This is a genomic window from Ignisphaera sp. (assembly GCA_038735125.1).
Lineage (GTDB): Archaea > Thermoproteota > Thermoprotei_A > Sulfolobales > Ignisphaeraceae > Ignisphaera.
Genome location: JAVYNU010000006.1, coordinates 1 through 20,454 on the forward strand (window position 1 = coordinate 1; position 20,454 = coordinate 20,454).

Consider the following 20,454-nt stretch of genomic DNA (forward strand, 5'->3'; position numbering starts at 1 on the left):
ATATCTTTGCTTCTTCTTCAAGGTACGCTCTTATCTGCTCCGGTGCAGTTATGTTTATTTTAGCAGTAATATCTGGTTTTTCTATCTCTAGTGGTGCATCAAGCAAAGCAATCTTAGCATTCTCAACCCTCCTAGGCATAGCAGGGTGGACAACCTCCTTATCCAAAACAACACCATAAACAAGCATACTGTCTAGCAAGCTACCACCCCTCTTCTTCTCTATCTTAACCATATCAAGCTTTACATCATATGTTCCATCAGATCTCTTCTCTGCAACTTTGAAGGCAGCATCAATAACCATGTCCATTAGCTTGTCTATGACATCAGGTGTTGCAATATATTTGCTTGCTAGTGTTGTGTATAGAGCCTTCTTGATTTCGGCTTTTGTCTTCTCCCTATCCTCAGGCTTGTCTAAATCACCAACATAAACCTTCATCCCTATCTCATCAAGAATTTCTAGCGCCTTTGATAAAGCCTTCTTATAACCTTCTATTATAGTCGTTGGGTGAATGCCTTGGTCCAAGAGCTGCTCGGCTTTATCAAGCAAGGCACCTGCCAAAACAACAGCTGAGGTTGTTCCATCTCCAACCTCAGCATCAACCGCCTTTGCCGCTTCAACTAATAGCTTTGCTGCTGGATGTTGAACCTCCATTTCCTTAACTATTGTTGCACCATCATTCGTTACGGTAATGTCGCCAAAGCTGTCGACAAGCATTTTATCAAGGCCTTTGGGACCCAAGCTTGTTTTTAATATTTCTGCCAGTACACGTGCTGCCATGATATTAGCTCTCAGAGCTTCTCTTCCATGAGTTCTTGAAGTGCCCTCTTTCAGTATTAGTACAGGTACGCCATACATTGCCATATTTACACCACCATTATTTAGTCAGTGTTTAGAAGAGGTTCTATATAAGTTTTTATGAAAATTCCAAGCTATGTTCATCCCTTAATAATCTTCGCAAAAGCCTTGCAATACTCGCAAACAACCTCATCGCTAAAAGATCCGCACAAGTAGCATCTGCTTGGCTTCGATATAATAAAGCTTTGCAACATTTCAATTGATTTTGAACTTGAATACATTAGCTCTGGTGATTTAGTTAATATATTGTAAGCCTTTTTAATATATCCATCAACATTTATTTCAATTCTATTTACAGAATCATTTATTCTCAGAATCTCTTGTGATGAATAGGCTAGGTAAAGAATGTCTTGCGAAAACACATTATAAAATGGTCTTACTATTTTTATATTTTCAACGTATTTTATTGGCATACCCTCCCCAAAAACAGTTTTTGATATGAGTAAGAGACCAAGGATTAACATCATTGATATTTCGTCTCTGAATAATAGAGATGTCACATACTCCACATGATCCTCTAGTGCTATTTTTGTAGCATAAGCATCTATATATTTAGTCATGTAGATAATTGATTTCGAAATTATGTCGACAGGGTATTTCACCTCATAGATTTCGAAGTTATTTTTAACATGTTTCTTAACCTCTTCCCCTATGATCTTGCAATCAATTAAGTTATCTGGGCACAGAATTTTGTATTCTAAATCAAAGTCTTTCATAGCATTGCTTAGCACGAAAAACGATTCCAGAGACAAAGCTATGTCATCGCCTCTTATTGCGAAAATCACCCTCTCGTTTTTTCTAAACATTTTGTAGTAATAAGATGTTTTTCGCACTTGTTTCACTACACTATTGAATAGACAAAGTCTACACAGTTTTTCTCCTGATGTCAATCTATAGTATGTGGCCATTCTCTTGCCACATGAGGAACATAACAAATTATGGGTTTTAGTCATCATTATAATTCATCTTTTCATGAATTTTACTTGTATAGATCTCGACTTGAGAGCTTCTCTAATGCCTCTTTTAAGTGCTATGATATCATTTTCAATATCATTAAAAATACCTTCTTGGGTAAAAACACAGAAGCCATCTATGTAGAGATTCAACTCAATGTGATGAGCTCTCTTGTTTTCGCTACTTGTATCATAGACTAAGGCTGTGTATATTGTTGGGTGCGATTCTTCTTCTATTATTTTTAGAAGTCTAGTGATATAATCTTTATCGGTGTTTCTAGATGTTAATGCAATTAAGATTAGCTTATGCTTTGAAATATATTTGCTAGCCTCTTCACGACTTCTTATTTCAATAACCATCTTGTTTCTCACGTTGCTTGAGTATGTCTAATAAAATATTTCTCTCTTCATTAGTTAGAAGAATCTCAATATCTAAAACATCCTTAGCTTCACTAGGAGGCTTTATACCTATACTACTTAAGTAAACATAGCCATAGCTTAAAGCTTTCTTCACTCCGTCCAACGACTCTTTATATGCAAATTCTGTAATCATGTTCTTGAAATTAATGGATTTCTTTAGTTCTCCTTCGGAAATAGAGGCTCCGCAAACTAGGCAGGATAGATCTGGCATCAAAGAATTGAATCCGCATCTGGGACACTGCAATGGAAGAACCGGATAACGCTTTGACAACCATGTGTGTCTCCACAAATCCCTTAGCCTTTCAATTAAATCGGTTCTACCAAATCTCAAAGCATCATTATATAGCCTAGGAGCGTAAGCCAACACAGAATCGCCTATATTGTTAATCACAAACTCTAGCTGAGCCTCATCTAATTGCTCTCTTAGCTCAAGAATAGCCGATGCTATCATCGGATAAACCTTATCGAGGTTTCTCCTAATCCTTCTAATGATGGTGTCTAGATCTAGAGTTGAAGACTCTCCTCTAAGCACATCAACAATTCTTGTAAACACTGTAATGTACTCATCGTTACTTAAATTTAGAAATTCTAGGCCAATAGAAGATATAAGATCACTAACATGTCTTGAAACCCACTCTTCAGTATCCACAAAACGTTTTTTGTTTGATGCCCTCGACCTAGACTTGTATTTAGAATCTGTAGCTTCGGCGGTTTCCTCCTTAGATCGTTTTGATCTGGGCATGTTTCAACACCATTGTGTCACACTGGCTTAAGTTTGTTTTGCCACAGTATACATTATTAGAAAACATGTAAAGCAATGCTTTAATACATAAATATGTTTTTATGAAATATGAAATTGTGGTTCAGTTGAAAATTAGTGAAACTACGATGAAAGTTAGACACAATCTAGTAGAAATATATAAACACACTGAAGTTGCGTTATAGCTACATAGAAACATTGAAACATTTTCATATTGAGGTAAACTTTTTGTTAATACTGGTACCATGATGATGTACACATAGTTTCGTTTAGCTCTATACATATTAGTTACCTAAGCAAATAATATACTTTACCAGGGGCAGTAATTCATGGTAGTTGAGCAGAGAGGGTTATCAACAATTTTGGGTATACAAAGCACAGAAGCTGTAAATATAGCCGTCATTAAGAGGAGAGGCACCAAAGAGAAATTCGATATTGGTAAGCTGATGAGAAGCATCTTTATGTCTTGTAATGATATGTGTAGTGAGGAAGAAATACAGAACATCGTGAAGGAGATTATTGCTGAACTTAAGGATAGAACCGAGGTTTCCACAGATGAGATTATTGATAGGGTAGAGAGGATTCTCATCTCAAAGGGTATAGAAGATCCTAAATGGTTTGAAATAGCAAAGGTATATGAGCTTGGCAAAATTTATAAAGATGTGTATGGCAAAGGTAAACCTATTTCGATAGATCCAAGAGATATGAAATTAAAGTTCTCCGCTGTAAAGGTACTGGCTAGTAGATACTTGCTTAAAGATCCTAACACGCTAAGATTTCTAGAAACCCCCCAGATGATGTTTAGAAGAGTTGCCAAGGCCATTGCCAAGGCTGAGTTTATCTACTGCAAGAATTCTGGGTATAGTGATGAGTATTGCAATAATGTTTCTAAATATTGGGAGGAGAAGTTTTATGATATAATGAGTGATTTAAGATTCTTGCCCAACTCACCAACATTGATGAATGCTGGTACAAGGCTTGGGATTCTTTCAGCGTGTTTTGTAATACCAGTTAGAGATGCAATTACAACCCCAGATGGTGAGGGTATATATGATGCTGTAAGGGCCCAAGCAATAATATTTCAACAGGGTGGTGGAACAGGATTTGATTTCTCAGAACTGAGACCCGAAGGAGATGTAGTGGCATCAACTGGAGGTGTGGCAAGTGGTCCTATTTCATTTATGAAAATGTTTGATGCTAATACAGATGTGATTAAGCAAGGTGGTAAAAGAAGAGGAGCTAATATGGGTGTCCTCCATGTGTGGCACCCAGACATAGAGAAGTTTATAGATGTGAAAAGCGGAAAGCTCAAAGATGTTAACCTACAAAACTTCAATATATCTGTTGGTGCATACGACTATTTCATGGATGCTGTAATCAAAGGAAGAAAGGTCCCCCTAATAAACCCAAGAAAGACTAACCTGCGTCCAGATCTAGGCAATGATTCGAGGTATTATATAATATCTAAAGCGAGGCACTATATCCATGAGGATTGGGTTCAAGAAGAGATAATAAAAGAATTAGAGCTCAAAGGTGGTAGTGTATGGATAGACAACTCTATTATTGTAACATTAGACGAGGCCATGACTATAGCAGAGAACACAAATGCTATTGTAAAGTATGAGGATGCTCAAAAACTGTTTGAGAAAATTGTTAGAAATGCTTGGGATTCTGGAGACCCTGGACTTCTATTCATTGATACAATTAATAGAAGACACCCAGTGTGGTACCTTGGCAAAATAAATGCAACTAATCCTTGCGGAGAGCAACCCCTTCTTCCATGGGAAAGTTGCAACCTTGGAAGTATTGACCTATCAAAATATGTGTACATAGATTCTGAAGGTTTGCCTAGAATTGCATGGAAGCAGCTAGAAGAAGACTTGAAGGTTATTGTAAGGTTCATGGACAACGTCATTGACGTTGCCAAATGGCCTTTACCACAACTTGAACAAGCAGCCAAAAGAACTAGAAAGATAGGCGTCGGCGTAATGGGCTGGGCATATATGTTAGTGAAGCTTGGAATACCATATGATAGTGTTGATGCCATATATCTTGCTTATTACCTTGGCGAATGGATTGAGTATAACCTTGCACTAGCTAGCATAGAGCTTGCAAAAGAGCGGGGCTCTTTCCCTGCCTATGACCCTGAAAAATATAGACCTACATGGACGACAGCAAAGCCTCTAGAGGAATTACTTAGGATATCGAATATTGATGGTCGCCCTAGCAAGAGGGTACTGGAATTAATATCTGATAGACCCCCCATTAACTGGAGCTATGTAGAGGAGCTTAGAAAAAGAATAGGAATTAGAAATGCTACACTAACAAGCATAGCGCCAACAGGCACAATAAGTATAATAGCAGGTACATCATCAAGCATAGAGCCTCTGTTTGCAATCGCTTATGAGAGACATGTTACTGTGGGAACATTCATTGAAATTGATAGTCTATTCCTAGAATACTTGAGAAAGTATGAACTTGACAATAGCGATTTAATAAAGCTTATTGCTGAAAGAGGTAGTGTAGCTGAAATACCATTTATACCACGAAAGCTGAGAGCAATCTTTAGAACAGCCCACGATGTTGATCCTAAGTGGCATGTTATTCATCAAGCTACATGGCAGCAGTGGGTTTGTGCTGGGGTTTCAAAGACTGTTAATATGAGATTTGATGCAACTATAGATGATGTGAGAACTGTTTATGCTCTTGCATGGTTACTTGGATGTAAAGGAATAACGATTTACAGGGATAAGTCTAAGACTCAACAGGTCATATATGTAGGTGTGAAAATGAGCCAGTCATTGTCGCAGAAAAATCATGGCGAAATGAGTCAAAGGCCCGCAAAAGAGGGTGGGCAGCAACAGAAAAGCTATGTACTAACATCGTTAGGTAATATTAGCGAAGCTATAGAGGATATTGCGCATAGCAATTGTCAAACATGCGAGTATTAGCCATAGATATTCTTTATTCTTTTATCCAGCATTTCTACAAGCTCATCGATATTAAGTCTGTTAAGCACCTCTGCATATCTTACGATCCATGAGTATCCATTGGAATTCTCGAATACACTAGGGTAGTGCCTCACAATCCATGCGTTTATTATAGCTCTTCCACGAAATGATTTAATAAGCGTATCGACTTCGTTTATGTAAGGGAATCGTGATTTTTGAAGTGCTTCAACTAGTTTTTCATATTCATCTCTTGATAGATCCTTTCTTCCAAAACTTGCTTTACCATTCCCCACATATCTCTCTCCATATCCTGGCACAACAACCTTACCATAAGCAGCCTTCACCCTCCATGATGATGAATCCAAAGATCTCACTCCAATGATTTTTAATGCTGTATATAGTGTAGATGTTCCGCCGATTCCTAATGCATGAACATTTCCATTAAAAAGCTTAGTTAGTATTGCTAGTGGAATCAACGGTGTTGTTCTGCTTCCTCTGCCTCCTTTTGCAAGTGAAGGTGGGACTACACCTCCATAAGCAACCATTTTAGTTCCGTATCTTTGGTATGCATCTATGGCATCGAATAGTAATGAACTCTCATAACAGTGTATAACAGGGATGATATTTTTGTAGTCAAGTTTTGTGTATAGATATTCAAAATTTTTTATGTTCTCTCTCACAAGCTCTTTTGTTGCACAGCAAAAGCGGGATGGAGGAATATCTAAGGACATGAAGTAATCGCCCTCAATTCCTTTGTACCTATTAAAGACATCTTCAACTGATAATTTCATCCCTTTAACCATTATTTGATAACCCCCTGAATCAACCCATATAGAAGATGCTGGTGGTCTACTCCATCTCCATCTAATACTATTGATCATCAATTCTATATCAGGTATGTAATCCCATAGCCTTATCATAGTATCTGGAACCACAAAGACAATCTTTGGAATGCTCACCCAAGAACACCAAGAACTGTTATTACCACTACACTAACCTCTTTAGATATCAAACCCAAAAAGGAATTCAATGTATCTATGCTTTCAATAGTGCTTCAATGTCATATGCGAAAGAAATATATATTACAGGGTTACAAAGGATGATAGTACAATTTGTGGGTGCTTTGGTTGCCAGATCTCGAAAAGCCAATGATTGTTGCTAACATTGATAGAGAAAAAAATGTTGTGTATGTTGGCAAAAGGGTTATTCCCCTTGGAGGATTTGTTCCTAGCGTAAGAAATGACGAAAGACTGATAAGATATACTTCATCTCTTTGTCCATACTGTTTCAGGCTTCTACCTGCTGTAATAATTGAAAGAGATAACAAGTTGTATATAAGGAGACATTGTCCAGAGCATGGCGAAATCGAAGAAATATACTTTGAAGATGCTGAAATGTATAGAAAGTTCGAGAAATATGGCTTTGAAGGAACAGGTCCTGGACATGTATATACTGCCGCGACTGCTCCCTGCCCATTCAACTGCGGTCTTTGCCCATTGCACAAATCACACACAGCTCTATTGAATATTGTTGCAACTAACAGATGCGACTTAAGTTGTTGGTACTGTTTCTATTATGCTGAAAGAGCAGGTTATGTGTACGAGCCTTCAATTGAAGATATCAAGAAAATGGTTGAAGCCGTAAAGAAGCAGCCGAATATTGTTGTTGCTGTTCAGCTTACAGGAGGAGAGCCAACATTAAGAGAAGATCTCTACGATATTGTAAAGACTCTGCGAGAAATGGGGGTTAGACACATACAATTGAATACGCATGGAATAAAGTTTGCTAAGCTTTATTTAGAGAATCCTGAAAAAGCCATTAAATATACCAAAGGTTTGAGAGAAGCTGGGGTAAATACAGTATATCTAAGTTTTGATGGTGTGACCCCAGAGACAAATTCTAAAAACCACTGGGAAGTGCCATACACTATCGAAGTTTTTAGAAATAGTGGTATGACAAGTGTAGTATTCGTTCCGACGGTCATTAAAAACGTTAATGACAGTGAACTGGGCGACATAATCAAGGTGGCAGCGTACAATATGGATGTTGTAAGAGCAGTCAACTTCCAGCCGGTTAGTCTTGTGGGCATGATGAGAAAACAGGATAGGAGCAGGTATAGGATCACAATTCCAGAGGTTATAAAGAAGGTTGAGGAGCAGTTGGATGGAGAAATAACAAAGAATGATTGGTTCCCTGTTGGTGCAGCCATACCGATAGCCAGGTTTTTGGAGCTATTGGATCCTTCAAAGAGGGCAGAGTTCACCACACATCCAGCCTGTGGTGCTGCTACATATGTGTATGTAAAGAGAATTGATAACAATGTGGAATTCATACCAATAACGAGATTCATAGATGCAGAGGGGTTGTTGGACTATCTGGAGAAAAGATATGAATCTATCAAGGAGAAACCAAAATTCCTAACAAAAATTCTGGGAGCCACAACAATACTGTCTATATTGAATAGATTTGTACTTTGGGATAAGGTGCCAGATGAGATAAGAAAGGAGCTGAGATCCATATTACTAGACATTTTCATACATAGAAACTATGAAGCTCTAGGAAAATTCCATTACAAGTTCCTATTCTTAGGAATGATGCATTTCATGGATGAATGGAACTACGATGTGGAAAGAGTTATGAGATGCGTTATTCACTATGCTTTACCTGATGGAAGAATAGTGCCATTCTGTGCCTTTAATATACTCAACGATATATATAGGGACACCCCACAGAAAACATATGGTGTTCCAGTTGAAGAATACATTAAAAAATATGGAGAGAAGGTGTTCCAAGAACAAAAATATGTGCGGACAAAAGATTTGATAGAAAAAATGATTAAGGGAGAACCTTATAGAAGATTCTACAAACCTGTGATCGATAAACTGAAATCATTTTATCCCGCGCTATAAGTTTATGGTTTCACTATATCAATACAAATTAGACCGTTCTTTCAGCCCGTCAATATTGTGTTTTAGATCTTGCATTTAAAAGCTCTTCAGCAAACAAGGCTTAGTTTGAGGTGCAGTTAATAGTGAGTCATAATGTTGAGCACATCAGGCTAGTAACTTTCACACCGGTCAAGCTTAGCGATTACAAGGTTGCTGTACTAGAGACTGCGCCAGTGAAGGCAAATCTTAAGGTTATAGGTTTAGCTAACATAATTTCAAAGGATTTGAATAAGCCAATCAACATTAACATTAAACATGTGGTAAAAAGCAAAAATTTTACAAAGCTCGGTGATGACGAACTAAGCTATGTTGTCTATTTAATGGCTACTTCAACTATTCCTTTGTATTTGCATAATTTTGATCCTCAGCTCCAATGTATCATCTCCTACATCAGTATACCGAAGAATGATGTCGCAACATTACATACAGTTGCATTGGTTACTAGAAAAAGCTTTAGGAATATTGGTAAAAGACCAACGTTTTTCATAGCTATTGTAAAGGCTATGGAGAAAAACATTAAAATGAATATGGTTAGACAGTTCTATAAGATGTCTTGGAATTTAATAGCGTACAAGCTCCGTGGAACAGCCGGAAATGATTTGGATTCTGCGCCACCACAAAGGGTGTATACACTACTTGTCCAGCTTACCTTAGAGAAAGAAAGCGATGTTGTTGAAATTGCTATTCCAGAGTTCAATGAGGCTATAAAGGTTAGGATACCCATAAGAAAATCTGAATGGAGTCTGAATGATATACCTCCAAAGCTTAGAAATGATATTGAAACAATAATAGTTAAACCAATATTGAACAAAGCTCCTTATGCCCCTAGAGGAATTCTGATTACTGGCCCTCCAGGCGTTGGAAAAACTGTTTCTGCAGAGGCTATATCAAGCGCATTAAAAATGAGAATAGTGGAACTACGTCCCAGCACATATCGTTCTATGTGGTATGGATTAACAGAGAAGATCTTGGAGGAGACATTACAGGCTGTAAAACGTAAGAATGATGTAACTGTGCTTCTAGACGATGTTGACTTTCTTGTTGGCAGACATCTAGCTATTCATGAGACACACGTATCTGAAATAACAATATTTCTCAGATTTCTACAGAGCGAGCAAAGACCTCTAGTCATTTTAACTACGAACACACCTGAACTTCTGGATCCAGCTTTGATAAGACCTGGTAGAATAGATGTTGTAATGCTTATGGGATATCCGGACAGAGAATTTAGAAAATACATAGCTATTAAAAGTGCAAGAAGATATGGCTTAGAATTGAAACCAGAGATTTTAGACATCATCGCTGATTCGACAAGGTGGTTTACACATGCTGAAATAGATGCTCTAATCAGGCTTGCTGCCAGCAAGTCTGAAGGAAATATAAATGAAGATGCTGTCATGTGGTCTCGCCAAAGGTTTGCCATCAACGAGTCAATTAGAAAATCAATTCAAGATAGATTAAGATGGTTTGGCGAGCAATTCCAAGGCATAACAATAAAGTACGTTCCAAGTGACAACGAGATAATTTAATAGATAATTTAATATAAGGTCTATTTAGATTTGTATAACTACATCAGTATCAAAATAAAGTTCATTCTATTCCTTAGATGCATGATTTTAAACACTGCTTAAAGGCCTCAGCAATGAAATCTATGTCTCTATCCGTTAATTTAGGATGAATGGGGATACTCAATTCTCTTTCAGCAAGTGTAGAAGCAGTATTACAACAATCTCTGTAACCTAGCTTCTGGAATAGTGGTTGTTTATGAAGGGGTAGAGGATAGTGTATAGCAGTTTCAATTCCTTTTGAGCTCATACATTCAATAACACATTTTCTATTCACATTAGTGAATAGTTTTAATGCATATACATGATATACATGTTTCGCCCATGGCGCCTCATAAGGAGGTTCAATATAGTCCTTCAAATCACTAAGCTTTGCAGTTAGCAAGCTTGCATTTTTCCTTCTAATATCATTTAATTTGTCAAGTTTTTTTAATTGTACTTCTCCTAGAGCTGCTTGGATTGATGTCATTCTATAGTTTCCTCCAAGTTCTTCATGAATATATCTAGCTGTTTGCCCATGGTTCCTAAGCAATTTAACTTTTTCAATGACTTGCTTGTTATCTGATACAATAATTCCACCCTCACCTGTAGTCATATTTTTTGTTGCATAGAAACTAAATATTGCTGCATCCCCAAAACTACCTACCTTTTTACCCCAGGCCTCTGCACCATGTGCTTGAGCAGCGTCCTCTATGAGAATTATTTTCTTATCGGATGCTATTTCTTTTATAGCTCTAATATCTGCAGGATGACCAAAAAGATGAACAACTATAATAGCCTTGGGGTTAACTTCAGAAATTTTCTTCTGAAGATCATTCACATCCATATTAAATGTTTTATAGTCTACGTCTACAAATATTGGTGTTGCTCCAACCATTAATGCACTAGTTGCTGTAGCTATGAATGTATAGTCAGGTACCAGAACCTTGTCAGTATTCCCTATACCTAAGGCTTTCAGTGAAAGCATTAGTGCGATTGTTCCATTGCTTACAGCTGCGGCATATTTAACTCCCACATACTCTGCAAATTTTTCCTCAAAAGATTCTACAATAGGTCCATGAGCAAGCCAACCAGATTTCAACACAGATACAACAGCATTTACATCCTCATCTTCTATAAAAGGTTCAAACATTCTTATTCTGAAACCAGACAATATTAAACACCACGTTATAGGTATATGACTCTAGGCAGGGAGGTTAAAACCTTTCCTCCGGACTCATTAATATATGCATTCTCTTCTATTCTAACACCAAACTTGTTGTACATATATATTCCTGGTTCAACTGTAATAACATCGCCATGCATTAAAGTATCCGTGGAATTTGAGGAAAGCCTAGGAGGTTCATGTACATCAACCCCAATGCCATGTCCAAGACCATGAATAAAGAATTGATCTAAGCCTTCTTTCTTCAATAAGTTTCTTGCTATAGAGTCTATGAAGCTTGCCTTGACACCGGGCTTCAACTCACTTACTACAGCATCTATAACGCCACTTATTAATTCAATGTATTTATGTATTTCAGAATATTCGGGAGATAGATTACTCTTTACAAAAATCCTTGTTACATCTGATACATAACCCCTGAATCTTACACCAAAGTCGATTAATATTGGCTCCGCGCCTTCAAATCGTGTAGTCTGGGGCAAATGATGAGGTTTTGCAGTGTTCTTGCCTATAGCAACTATAGGTGAATATGCAATACCATCTGCGCCATAGTTTAACACTAATTCTATTAATTTTCCTGTTATCTCTTTTTCACTAGTTCCAGGAATTATCAATGCTGAAATTTCCTTAAGTGCTCTCTCAGTTATGTTAATAGCTTCCCTAATTAGAGAAATCTCTGCATCTGTTTTCACTCTCCTAACTAGGTCGATAATGGGTCTAATATTCACACACAATCTTGATTCACAAGAAGACATATTATCTGATGCTATAACCCTAGCATTATTCAAAGCATTCTCAATAAATCTTCTCATCTCTTCAAAGCTAATCACACTTACATCATTTGGTAATTTCATCGAACTAGAGAACACTGGTACAAACCTAACCATCGAAACATTGCCATAATATTCAAGGGCGCGAAAATAATCAAGCAATGAAATATATGTAATTGCCTCTAATGTTTTTGTATTTATAATCATATACATAATCGACAGTTCATTTGGTGGCGGATTATACATATCTGCAAAGAGATATGAAAGTGCATCAAAACTTCTCAAGATAATGACATCTGCATCAAAATACTTTTTGACCTCATTAACTAACTTTTCAACTCTTATCTTAAATAATGTTTCCAAAACAACCGCCTTAAAATATCATAGTAGGAGCTAGACAAAAAATTTATGAGCGGCTACAGTAATAATCTTGGTTATAGAGTTAGAGACGCGGCTACAATGCTAAAACAACAAATTAGAAATCAAGAGGAGCAACATAATGAGCATCATAAGAAGAAGCCTAGTCATGTGCCCAAGATGTGGAACAACATTGCAAGTGGCTATAGAGAGTGAGCACAGAGGAAAGGAGGTGATAATTTCATATAATTATCTTTGCCCTGTATGCAGATACAAGGAAATGACTGAACAGATAAATATAAGATTGAATGGAGATAAGATTTATATAGTAAAACAGCATGAAAAATTTAAATAAAAAGATTTTTTAACACAGTATTATGAACATGCAATTAAAAATTATGTTCAACATTTAGGTGTTGTACTTAATGCCACTATCAAAGACAGTATTATACACAGTTGGGATAACGATTATCACTATAGTTGCCTTTTCATCTATTTCCACATTTATACCACCAAGCTTCATCTACATAGCCAATGTGATATACATCATAGCTTTTATGTTTATAGCTATGGCCATACCAAGAATTATAATGAGAAAAAAGAGCGTTGAAATCAAGGGAATAATTATACTTAAAGCTTCACCTCAGGAAATTATGAACCTAACGCTAAAAGATGATGAGTTAGAAAAAGAATTGAGACCTCAATTCGTGACAATGATTATGATGACTTTCATACCACTAATACTTTGGTTCCTTCTTGCAGGTTTTGTATCGAATGCCTTGTCTCCAATAATTACATCTAATAATGTTCTTCATAGATTTGTTGGATATATCATATTTTATTCAATATTGATCAGTATCATCAGAATCGCAACATACTTTGTAACTCCTAAGAAGATGATAATGCCTATTAACAGCTATGAGATAAGAAGTGATGGAATAAAAGCCAGCGGATTTGTTTTAACATTCCCAATAGATACCAATAGATATCAAGTAAACATTAATATGAAAAGGAATTTTTTTGAGATAATTGATAGATCAACGCGGTATGCATATAGATTTTATGTATCAGATATAAACAAAGCTAAAAATGCTTTAGAGAAGTACGGAGGGATAAAAAGCGGTGCATAGCATTACAACTATAACCACTTATTGGAAAAGCCATGAAGTTGCGAGCTATGATTCCGGATATGGAATGATAATTCTACAACCTGCTTCAAAATATTTAGGTATAATTATCAGTATTGGCATACTCTTCTTAGTATTAGGGCTCATAATGAGGTCATCAAAAGTTAAGTTCCAGTGGAGATCTTCATCTACTTAGACAAGCATTATATACCATGATTGTCTTATAGTGGATCCACTGCTTCACCGAGTCTAATATTTTTGAAAACAGCGGCTTTAGCAACACTTATCGTAGCCACTATATACCATCTTCTCATGGGTACTGTCCTTATATACACAACCCACTCAGGATTCTCTAAATCAACCCTTCTTTCGATTCCCTCAGCGATTACCTTTATAGCTTCAATTGTATGCATCTTGACAAGCTTTCCACTATCATCTACTTTGAATATCTTACCATGCAACGTAATTCTATATGAGGCATTTGGAGGGATTCTCGCAAGTGCAAGGCTCCTTGCTTTTTCGGCAACCTTATGTATCATGGGATCAACTAAATCATCCACTGGTATAATCCTATGTATAGGTGTGTCTTTTCCTTGCAAGCACTTCTTCATTTCAAACCAGAATCTATATGGCTCGGATACGCTGAGCAGAATAAGTGATGATCTAACCTTTACAATAACATATGAGGTTCCAACACAGTTATTCACTTGTGAAAATGCCCAATCAATGTTCTCTTTGCTTGGATCTAGGGTTATTAAGACGTTAAAGCTCATTTTACAACCTCTTCAATATTTTAATATATGATATTACCCCTCGTGGGATCACATAAGCTCTATTTTGATGTAGCAAAGCAACCTCGTTCCTAGATATCTTCACAATCCTTCCATTCAAATCTTGACCATTAACAAGTTTTATATCAGCATCGGATCCTATCAAATCCTCGTCAAGAACGTATTCCTTATCACAACATTCTCCATAGCCATGAACATCGCTCTGCCCTGTAACCACATATACTATAGCCTGTCTAGAAACAATTACGGCAACGTTTTCAACTAGCATTCCTATCTCATGATTTGTAACCTCATCAACTAGGCCCATTAATTTACTACCATCAATGGTGTAAACCTCTATGCTTCTACCAACAAATCTTTCATCAATTATGTAAAGCCCTCTTCTCCTACCTTGGTAATAGGACACTCTGTTTGCACCAAGACCATTTTACACTATAAACTTTTTAAGCTATTGATAAACCCATTAATAACATGAAATCACTGTTTTTCTATGCTATACATGAAATTTTTTAAGAAAATCTTTTTTAAGTCTAGCAAACAACAAATCTTGATTATGGTGAAAAACTTTTGTGTCAATAAAAATATATAATACGTTAACAAGATCTGTAGAACCTTTCCAGCCTCTTTCACCTCCATTGATAAAAGCATACTTTTGCGGACCAACAGTCTATGACTATACTCATTTAGGGCATATAAGAGCCTATCTAGCCTTTGACTTTATAAAGAGGTACCTCAAGCTTAGGGGATATACCTTCATACACGTTCAAAACATTACAGATATAGATGATAAAATCATTAAAAGAGCCAATGAAGAAGGTGTGTCTTGGAGTGAAATAGCAGATAGGTATACAAGGGAATACTTAGATGTGTTGACGAAGCTTGACATAGTTATTGATATTCATCCCAAGGTTACGGAACATATCAAAGAGATAATAGAATTCGTTGAAAAACTCATTGAAAAAGGCCATGCCTACGTAGCACCAAGTGGTTCTGTATATTTCGATGTGTCAACAGTTTCGGATTATGGTAAACTTTCAAAAAGGTTTAAGAGTGAGGAATGGCGTCAAGAGGAAGAGTTTTTAGCAGAGAAAAGAAATCCATACGATTTTGCATTATGGAAAGCAGCAAAGCCTGGAGAACCATGGTGGGAGTCTCCATGGGGACGTGGAAGACCAGGGTGGCACACAGAATGTGCTGTAATGAGTAGCCGGTATCTTGGAACACAGTTTGACATACATGGTGGTGGACAAGATCTTATATTCCCTCACCATGAAAATGAGATCGCTATGGCCGAGGCAGCATATGGTGTAAAGCCTTGGGTAAAATACTGGCTTCACGTAGGTTATTTAACAGTAAGAGGAGAAAAAATGAGTAAAAGTCTAGGCAATGTAATAACGGCTAAAGAGGCTATAGAAAAATTCTCGCCAGAGGTTCTTCGTCTCTGGGTTTTTTCAGCACATTACAGAAAACAACTTGAATTCAATGAAAATATATTACAAGAGTACAGAGTTTTATACCAACGACTTGTAACAGCTATTGAAAATTTGAGAAACATAATAAAAAGCCCGAGAATATCACATTATTTAACCGATGAAGAAATTTCAATTTTAAGCAAGTTGGAAGCCGGTGAAATGATGTTCCACGAGGCCATGTCAAACGATTTCAATACTCCAAAAGCACTAGAAGCAGTAAACAATGTTCTTTCTACAATATTTAAGGATGTCATGAGAAAAGAAACATATGAGCTAGCGCTAAGAGCCTACTCAATCCTTGTAAACTTTAACACTGTGCTAGGTGTTTTGGATAAGTATCTAAAGGAGAAAATCGCCGTCGATTTAGAGCTCATAGAGAAACTTGTTGACCTAATAATTAGGGTTAGAACTGAGCTTAGAAAGAGAAAAGAATATGAATTAAGTGATAGAATAAGACAAGAACTCCTGGCATTAGGTATAAAGATTTTCGATTATAAAGATGAAAGCAAATGGGTGTGGGAAAGATGATTTGTAGTATAGCATCTGAAAACATTCCAGAGAAGGAACTGGAAAAATTACTAGATTTTACAGCACTAGAGACCAGAAGAAGCAGAGGAAAATTCTTTACATTAATATTTATTGCATCATCAACAAAAAATGCTTTTAGATACCGAGATATTTTCACTAAATATCTTGATCTTGGTATAAGAATCTATATAGAGAATAACATTGTGCAAAGTAGTGAATTGTTAAACATGTGTAAAAAAATATTGTATTCTAAAAATGATCTTAGTATACAAAGCTTAATTAACAATATTAAAAATGCAAATGCATCAGCTATTTAGGAAAAATTATGCGAGGTCCCCGTCGCTCCACCCAACATCATAAGTCAGAGATGCTCCTTAGGTCATCCCTCTATAAATCTTTAGACACTAAAACAAAATTAAGCTTATACGTCACATATTGCGAGATTTGCAAAGTTAAACCAGCTAAATATATATGTACAATATGCAATAGATATGTATGCGAAACGCACTACAATGAAAAGAATAGAATGTGCGCTATATGTGCCGAGACTTTATGTGATATATGTAGGAGTTCTTTGTCGGTGGGCAGATGTAGCAACTGCGGAAGAAAAGTATGTCATAACTGTTCCATTGAATTAGATGAAGTACATAGATTATGCTACTTCTGTTTGATATCAAAGAATATATGATATGCCTAATATTTAATAGATTGATAACTTATTCTGAGCCGTGCTTCATTTTATATTTGCACATTCCATACTCAACCAATAATTTACTTATCCTATATTAAATCCCTTTGTCCTCACCCTCCAACAACCCATATTTAACACGTTTAATTCAGGTGACAGTATTGGAGTGCTCTTATTAGACATTAAACATGCACCTAAAAGCTTTCAAAGCTTTTAAACCTTTCACTGAAGTAGAATAAAGATGGCTATTCACTATAAAAATGATTTATCAATTAAGAGAACTCTAGAGGATACAGAGTATGAATATCTCCTATATGCTCAAATATGTCCAAACATTAGAAAAAGCATATGAAGATACGTTGAAGAAAGCAACTTCGGGCAAAGTTGATAAAAGATATCTACAAGTTTTATCAGAGGTAGTATCGTTTATAACCTCCGTTAGAACATTCCTGAGCAAGGCAATAGTAATGGATAAAACGTTTAGCAATATAAAGAATGGTAGGATATGCTTTAAGTGGTTTTACTATGAAAATGGTCCGATTGTATCATTATCAAGAATTGAGCCTCAAATAAGCATTTCATATGATGGTACATCTATCACTGCCTCCTATCACAAAAACTCGATATCATTCAGTGAGAGAGAGATAAAAATAAAGTTCAATGAATTTAGCGATACTATTTTAATAAACGATGCTGATAATGCCATTACTAAGAGGTCTATCATTATGAGATTAATTGGAGAAGTTTCTACAGCATTACTAAGGTACTCAGATGAATTTAGCGTCTGTGCTAAAGCTTCCAAGCTCCTATCATCATAATTAAGTCAGTCTCTTTCATTATCCCAAAAAATAAGATCTATTTAGATTCATGCTGAGCAATCAAATTCCATAGATCCACACCGGCATTAACTGTACTAAAAACCTAATGCCAATTTTTCTGAGTTTTAAACCCAGCAAAATATACACTATTTTAGGATATGTATATCAGGTAATGATGTTGTTTTTAACCTTTAGGTAAGACATTGAGATGATTATACATACAATTAGACATTGTATTGGTATATCAAAGTCAGTTGGGGATTCTAACATCATTTCATCAGCTGAGGCACGGGCTTCATCACATCCATGATTAGACGAGTACTTGCCACTTCTTTAATGTTGTATTGTATACAAGTAATGCAGATTCCTTGAGTTTTTTAAAGAGTCGCATGTCTATTGCATCTAAGATTTTTTGCAATTCTTCATCATTATTAGTATCCAAGCTTTCTATTTTTTTAATAAATTCATTCCAGTAAGCAGATTCTACTGCTATTCTCTCATCCTTTCCTTCAATAATTTTTGCCCCTTCTCTTTCAAGCTTGCTGAAAAAACTATCTCTATCCCTTATTCTTGTCGCAATGTCTCTTTCAAATATTACCTTTTGTTCACGAAGAATATCTATAGCTGATTTTCTGCCCCCTCCTTTCTTCTCCTTGGTCACAGATTTCTCAGCAACTTGATGAGATGAGGATATTTTTTCCTCTAGATTCTTTATTCTCTCTTCTAATATTTCTAGTCTCTCGATAAACTCGCTATACTTCCTATTGAGCTCATCTATTTTCGAAGTAAAAGGGTTAATTTTATCTTGTATTCTCCGTTCAAGAAGTTGCACTATCTTATCGGCTGTCATAGTGACTGATTTCTCTGCTTTTTCTGCCACCTCTTTTGCTACGGTTTCCTTCCCTAAGCTTTTAACTATTAGGGCCCTAGCATATTCAGAGACAGTTAGAAAACCTTCTGACTTAGCCTTGGCCAATAGTTCTTCATATGTTTTTTCATCAACTCTTATTATAATGGTTTTCATTATTTAACCTACAATTACTAGACTTGAGTATTATATTGCATAAAAAGCATTAAATTTTTATCAAATTTCAACATATTTAAGCTGCTCTAATACATATTGCCTTATCTCATGAGGTTCAGGGAGCTGCGCCAATATTTTTCCGTCTTCTAACACCTTATTAAGCATGGGCTTTGCTATTTCGCCATTACTGCACATAATTGTTTTTCCTGGGATATCTACATAGTCTTCAATAATTGGTTTACATCTATATAATTGCTTAAACCCCGGAAGCTTACCCCGTTTTGTGATTGGAATCCACCTCCCTTCTTTTTCATCATAGATTTCTACAATATCCATACTTAAATCAACTGATGGTGGAAACGCTATTGATGTACCAACACCAAAAACATCTGCAACATCTCTTAATCTTTCTATATTGTCTTCATCAAGACCACCACTTATAACTATCTTAATGTTCTCATATCCGTGGAGTTTAAGGGTCCATCTAACTTCTTGAGCAATTAGGTAGATATCTCCTCTTCTGCTTCTTGGTGTATCAAGCCTAACTCCCCACAGTTTTTTCCCAAGGGCTTGTGCTGCAAGCAGGCTTTCATAGCGTTCATCATAAAATGTATCGACAAGAGCAATGCGGGGAACCTCCTCTGGCATCACACTGTCAAATGCTTTCCATGCTTTAACTGGATCTCCAAAAACTATTATTAACGCATGTGGTATTGTTCCCTTTGGTTCGATACCGAGGTATTCTTTGCTAAAGGCTCCAGAAACGGCATCACAGCCCCCTATATAGGCTGCTCTATCTAATGCAGGTGCTATTGCTGGGTGTTGAACTCTTAGCCCAAAGAATACTACTTGTTTATTGCCAGCTTTTTTCTTTATCCTAGCTGCTTTTGTTGATACACTACTATAAAACCTCAATATGCCTAGTAATGATGTTTCTATTGTTATTATATCACATATTTTGCCTTCTAATACAGCTAGTGGTTGCAACGATGAAAACAATGTTCCCTCAGGCACGGAGTAAAGTGTTACATGTAAATTTTGTAATAGTGCTATAGCCTCTTCCAGACCTGTGAAAACAGCCCATTTGTAGTTATTCGGAAGACCATATGCATGAATCTCATATCTGACAATTTTGTTGCAAAGATCATATCTTTCTAGTATCTCCCTGCTTCTAACGAAGTATATGTCTGTAGCATACCCCTTTTTAATATCTTCTTCACTAAATATATAGAACCTTGGATTAGAACTTGTCATTGAAGAC

Annotated in this window: 19 protein-coding genes; 8 read left to right on the forward strand and 11 right to left on the reverse strand. The window is 36.4% G+C overall.

All coding sequences use genetic code 11. From position 1 onward, the window contains the following. The 4 genes from QW284_06840 to QW284_06855 all read right to left on the reverse strand — a co-directional run. Positions 1 to 862: TCP-1/cpn60 chaperonin family protein (locus tag QW284_06840; protein ID MEM0339387.1), on the reverse strand; the 862-nt coding region annotated here is incomplete at its 3' end. A gap of 74 nt (positions 863 to 936) precedes the next feature. Next, a complete protein-coding gene (locus QW284_06845) occupies positions 937 to 1,689 on the reverse strand; it encodes a hypothetical protein (GenBank protein MEM0339388.1) in 753 nt (250 codons plus the stop codon). A gap of 129 nt (positions 1,690 to 1,818) precedes the next feature. Further along, the gene (locus tag QW284_06850) at positions 1,819 to 2,169 is read right to left on the reverse strand and encodes a hypothetical protein (GenBank protein MEM0339389.1); all 351 of its coding nucleotides are present in this window, start codon (positions 2,167 to 2,169) and stop codon (positions 1,819 to 1,821) included. After that, positions 2,159 to 2,971, reverse strand: coding sequence for a hypothetical protein (locus QW284_06855; GenBank protein MEM0339390.1), 813 nt, complete (start codon positions 2,969 to 2,971; stop codon positions 2,159 to 2,161). The genes QW284_06850 and QW284_06855 overlap by 11 nt, the downstream gene beginning before the upstream one ends. Before the next feature lie 347 nt (positions 2,972 to 3,318). Here QW284_06855 and QW284_06860 point away from each other — a divergent pair, with 347 nt between their 5' ends. Then, positions 3,319 to 5,940, forward strand: coding sequence for an adenosylcobalamin-dependent ribonucleoside-diphosphate reductase (locus QW284_06860; protein ID MEM0339391.1), 2,622 nt, complete (start codon positions 3,319 to 3,321; stop codon positions 5,938 to 5,940). Here the strand turns inward: QW284_06860 and QW284_06865 are convergent. Continuing rightward, positions 5,937 to 6,899: a hypothetical protein gene (locus tag QW284_06865; GenBank protein MEM0339392.1), complete on the reverse strand. Its 963-nt coding sequence runs from the start codon at positions 6,897 to 6,899 to the stop codon at positions 5,937 to 5,939. The two genes, QW284_06860 and QW284_06865, sit on opposite strands and share 4 nt — an antisense overlap. A gap of 168 nt (positions 6,900 to 7,067) precedes the next feature. Here QW284_06865 and QW284_06870 point away from each other — a divergent pair, with 168 nt between their 5' ends. Both QW284_06870 and QW284_06875 read left to right on the forward strand, forming a co-directional pair. Beyond that, positions 7,068 to 8,849, forward strand: coding sequence for a radical SAM protein (locus tag QW284_06870; protein ID MEM0339393.1), 1,782 nt, complete (start codon positions 7,068 to 7,070; stop codon positions 8,847 to 8,849). A gap of 122 nt (positions 8,850 to 8,971) precedes the next feature. Then, positions 8,972 to 10,417 (forward strand): AAA family ATPase, encoded by a 1,446-nt coding sequence (locus QW284_06875; protein MEM0339394.1) that lies wholly within the window; start codon positions 8,972 to 8,974, stop codon positions 10,415 to 10,417. Between the two features lie 73 nt (positions 10,418 to 10,490). Here QW284_06875 and QW284_06880 read toward each other — a convergent pair whose 3' ends face one another. After that, entirely contained in the window at positions 10,491 to 11,606 is a 1,116-nt protein-coding gene (locus tag QW284_06880; GenBank protein ID MEM0339395.1) for a DegT/DnrJ/EryC1/StrS family aminotransferase, read from the reverse strand. 14 nt (positions 11,607 to 11,620) lie between these two features. Continuing rightward, positions 11,621 to 12,751 carry a M24 family metallopeptidase gene (locus QW284_06885; protein MEM0339396.1) on the reverse strand — a complete coding sequence of 377 codons (1,131 nt, stop codon included), beginning with the start codon at positions 12,749 to 12,751 and terminating at the stop codon, positions 11,621 to 11,623. Positions 12,752 to 12,887: 136 nt separating this feature from the next. Here QW284_06885 and QW284_06890 point away from each other — a divergent pair, with 136 nt between their 5' ends. Together QW284_06890 and QW284_06895 are read left to right on the forward strand one after the other, a co-directional pair. After that, on the forward strand, positions 12,888 to 13,100 hold the full coding sequence (locus QW284_06890) for a hypothetical protein (protein ID MEM0339397.1): 213 nt from the start codon (positions 12,888 to 12,890) through the stop codon (positions 13,098 to 13,100). A gap of 70 nt (positions 13,101 to 13,170) precedes the next feature. Further along, complete coding sequence (locus QW284_06895) at positions 13,171 to 13,875, forward strand: DUF2208 family protein (GenBank protein MEM0339398.1); 705 nt, start codon at positions 13,171 to 13,173, stop codon at positions 13,873 to 13,875. 218 nt (positions 13,876 to 14,093) lie between these two features. Here QW284_06895 and QW284_06900 read toward each other — a convergent pair whose 3' ends face one another. Next, positions 14,094 to 14,645, reverse strand: coding sequence for a hypothetical protein (locus tag QW284_06900; GenBank protein ID MEM0339399.1), 552 nt, complete (start codon positions 14,643 to 14,645; stop codon positions 14,094 to 14,096). 1 nt (position 14,646) lies between these two features. Continuing rightward, positions 14,647 to 15,069 (reverse strand): hypothetical protein, encoded by a 423-nt coding sequence (locus QW284_06905; GenBank protein MEM0339400.1) that lies wholly within the window; start codon positions 15,067 to 15,069, stop codon positions 14,647 to 14,649. Between the two features lie 163 nt (positions 15,070 to 15,232). On the opposite strand from QW284_06905, the gene cysS reads away from it, so the two are divergent. The 3 genes from cysS to QW284_06920 all read left to right on the forward strand — a co-directional run bounded on the left by cysS (position 15,233) and on the right by QW284_06920 (position 18,169). Then, positions 15,233 to 16,663: a cysteine--tRNA ligase gene (gene cysS / locus QW284_06910; GenBank protein ID MEM0339401.1), complete on the forward strand. Its 1,431-nt coding sequence runs from the start codon at positions 15,233 to 15,235 to the stop codon at positions 16,661 to 16,663. After that, positions 16,645 to 16,980, forward strand: coding sequence for a hypothetical protein (locus QW284_06915; GenBank protein ID MEM0339402.1), 336 nt, complete (start codon positions 16,645 to 16,647; stop codon positions 16,978 to 16,980). The genes cysS and QW284_06915 overlap by 19 nt, the downstream gene beginning before the upstream one ends. 670 nt (positions 16,981 to 17,650) lie before the next feature. After that, a complete protein-coding gene (locus QW284_06920; GenBank protein MEM0339403.1) occupies positions 17,651 to 18,169 on the forward strand; it encodes a hypothetical protein in 519 nt (172 codons plus the stop codon). Between the two features lie 310 nt (positions 18,170 to 18,479). Here the strand turns inward: QW284_06920 and QW284_06925 are convergent, their stop codons facing one another. Both QW284_06925 and QW284_06930 read right to left on the reverse strand, forming a co-directional pair. Further along, the gene (locus QW284_06925; protein MEM0339404.1) at positions 18,480 to 19,193 is read right to left on the reverse strand and encodes a hypothetical protein; all 714 of its coding nucleotides are present in this window, start codon (positions 19,191 to 19,193) and stop codon (positions 18,480 to 18,482) included. A gap of 60 nt (positions 19,194 to 19,253) precedes the next feature. Then, positions 19,254 to 20,447, reverse strand: coding sequence for a nicotinate phosphoribosyltransferase (locus QW284_06930; protein MEM0339405.1), 1,194 nt, complete (start codon positions 20,445 to 20,447; stop codon positions 19,254 to 19,256). Between the last annotated feature and the right edge of the window lie 7 nt (positions 20,448 to 20,454).

Bases quoted from the DNA above. Each gene is read 5' to 3' on its own strand.
- QW284_06890 (MEM0339397.1), top strand. From the start codon at position 12,888: ATGAGCATCATAAGAAGAAGCCTAGTCATGTGCCCAAGATGTGGAACA.
- QW284_06895 (MEM0339398.1), top strand. From the start codon at position 13,171: ATGCCACTATCAAAGACAGTATTATACACAGTTGGGATAACGATTATC.
- QW284_06915 (MEM0339402.1), top strand. From the start codon at position 16,645: ATGGGTGTGGGAAAGATGATTTGTAGTATAGCATCTGAAAACATTCCA.
- QW284_06855 (MEM0339390.1), bottom strand. From the start codon at position 2,971: ATGCCCAGATCAAAACGATCTAAGGAGGAAACCGCCGAAGCTACAGAT.
- QW284_06930 (MEM0339405.1), bottom strand. From the start codon at position 20,447: ATGACAAGTTCTAATCCAAGGTTCTATATATTTAGTGAAGAAGATATT.
- QW284_06920 (MEM0339403.1), top strand. From the start codon at position 17,651: ATGAATATCTCCTATATGCTCAAATATGTCCAAACATTAGAAAAAGCA.
- QW284_06850 (MEM0339389.1), bottom strand. From the start codon at position 2,169: ATGGTTATTGAAATAAGAAGTCGTGAAGAGGCTAGCAAATATATTTCA.
- QW284_06860 (MEM0339391.1), top strand. From the start codon at position 3,319: ATGGTAGTTGAGCAGAGAGGGTTATCAACAATTTTGGGTATACAAAGC.
- QW284_06900 (MEM0339399.1), bottom strand. From the start codon at position 14,645: ATGAGCTTTAACGTCTTAATAACCCTAGATCCAAGCAAAGAGAACATT.
- QW284_06925 (MEM0339404.1), bottom strand. From the start codon at position 19,193: ATGAAAACCATTATAATAAGAGTTGATGAAAAAACATATGAAGAACTA.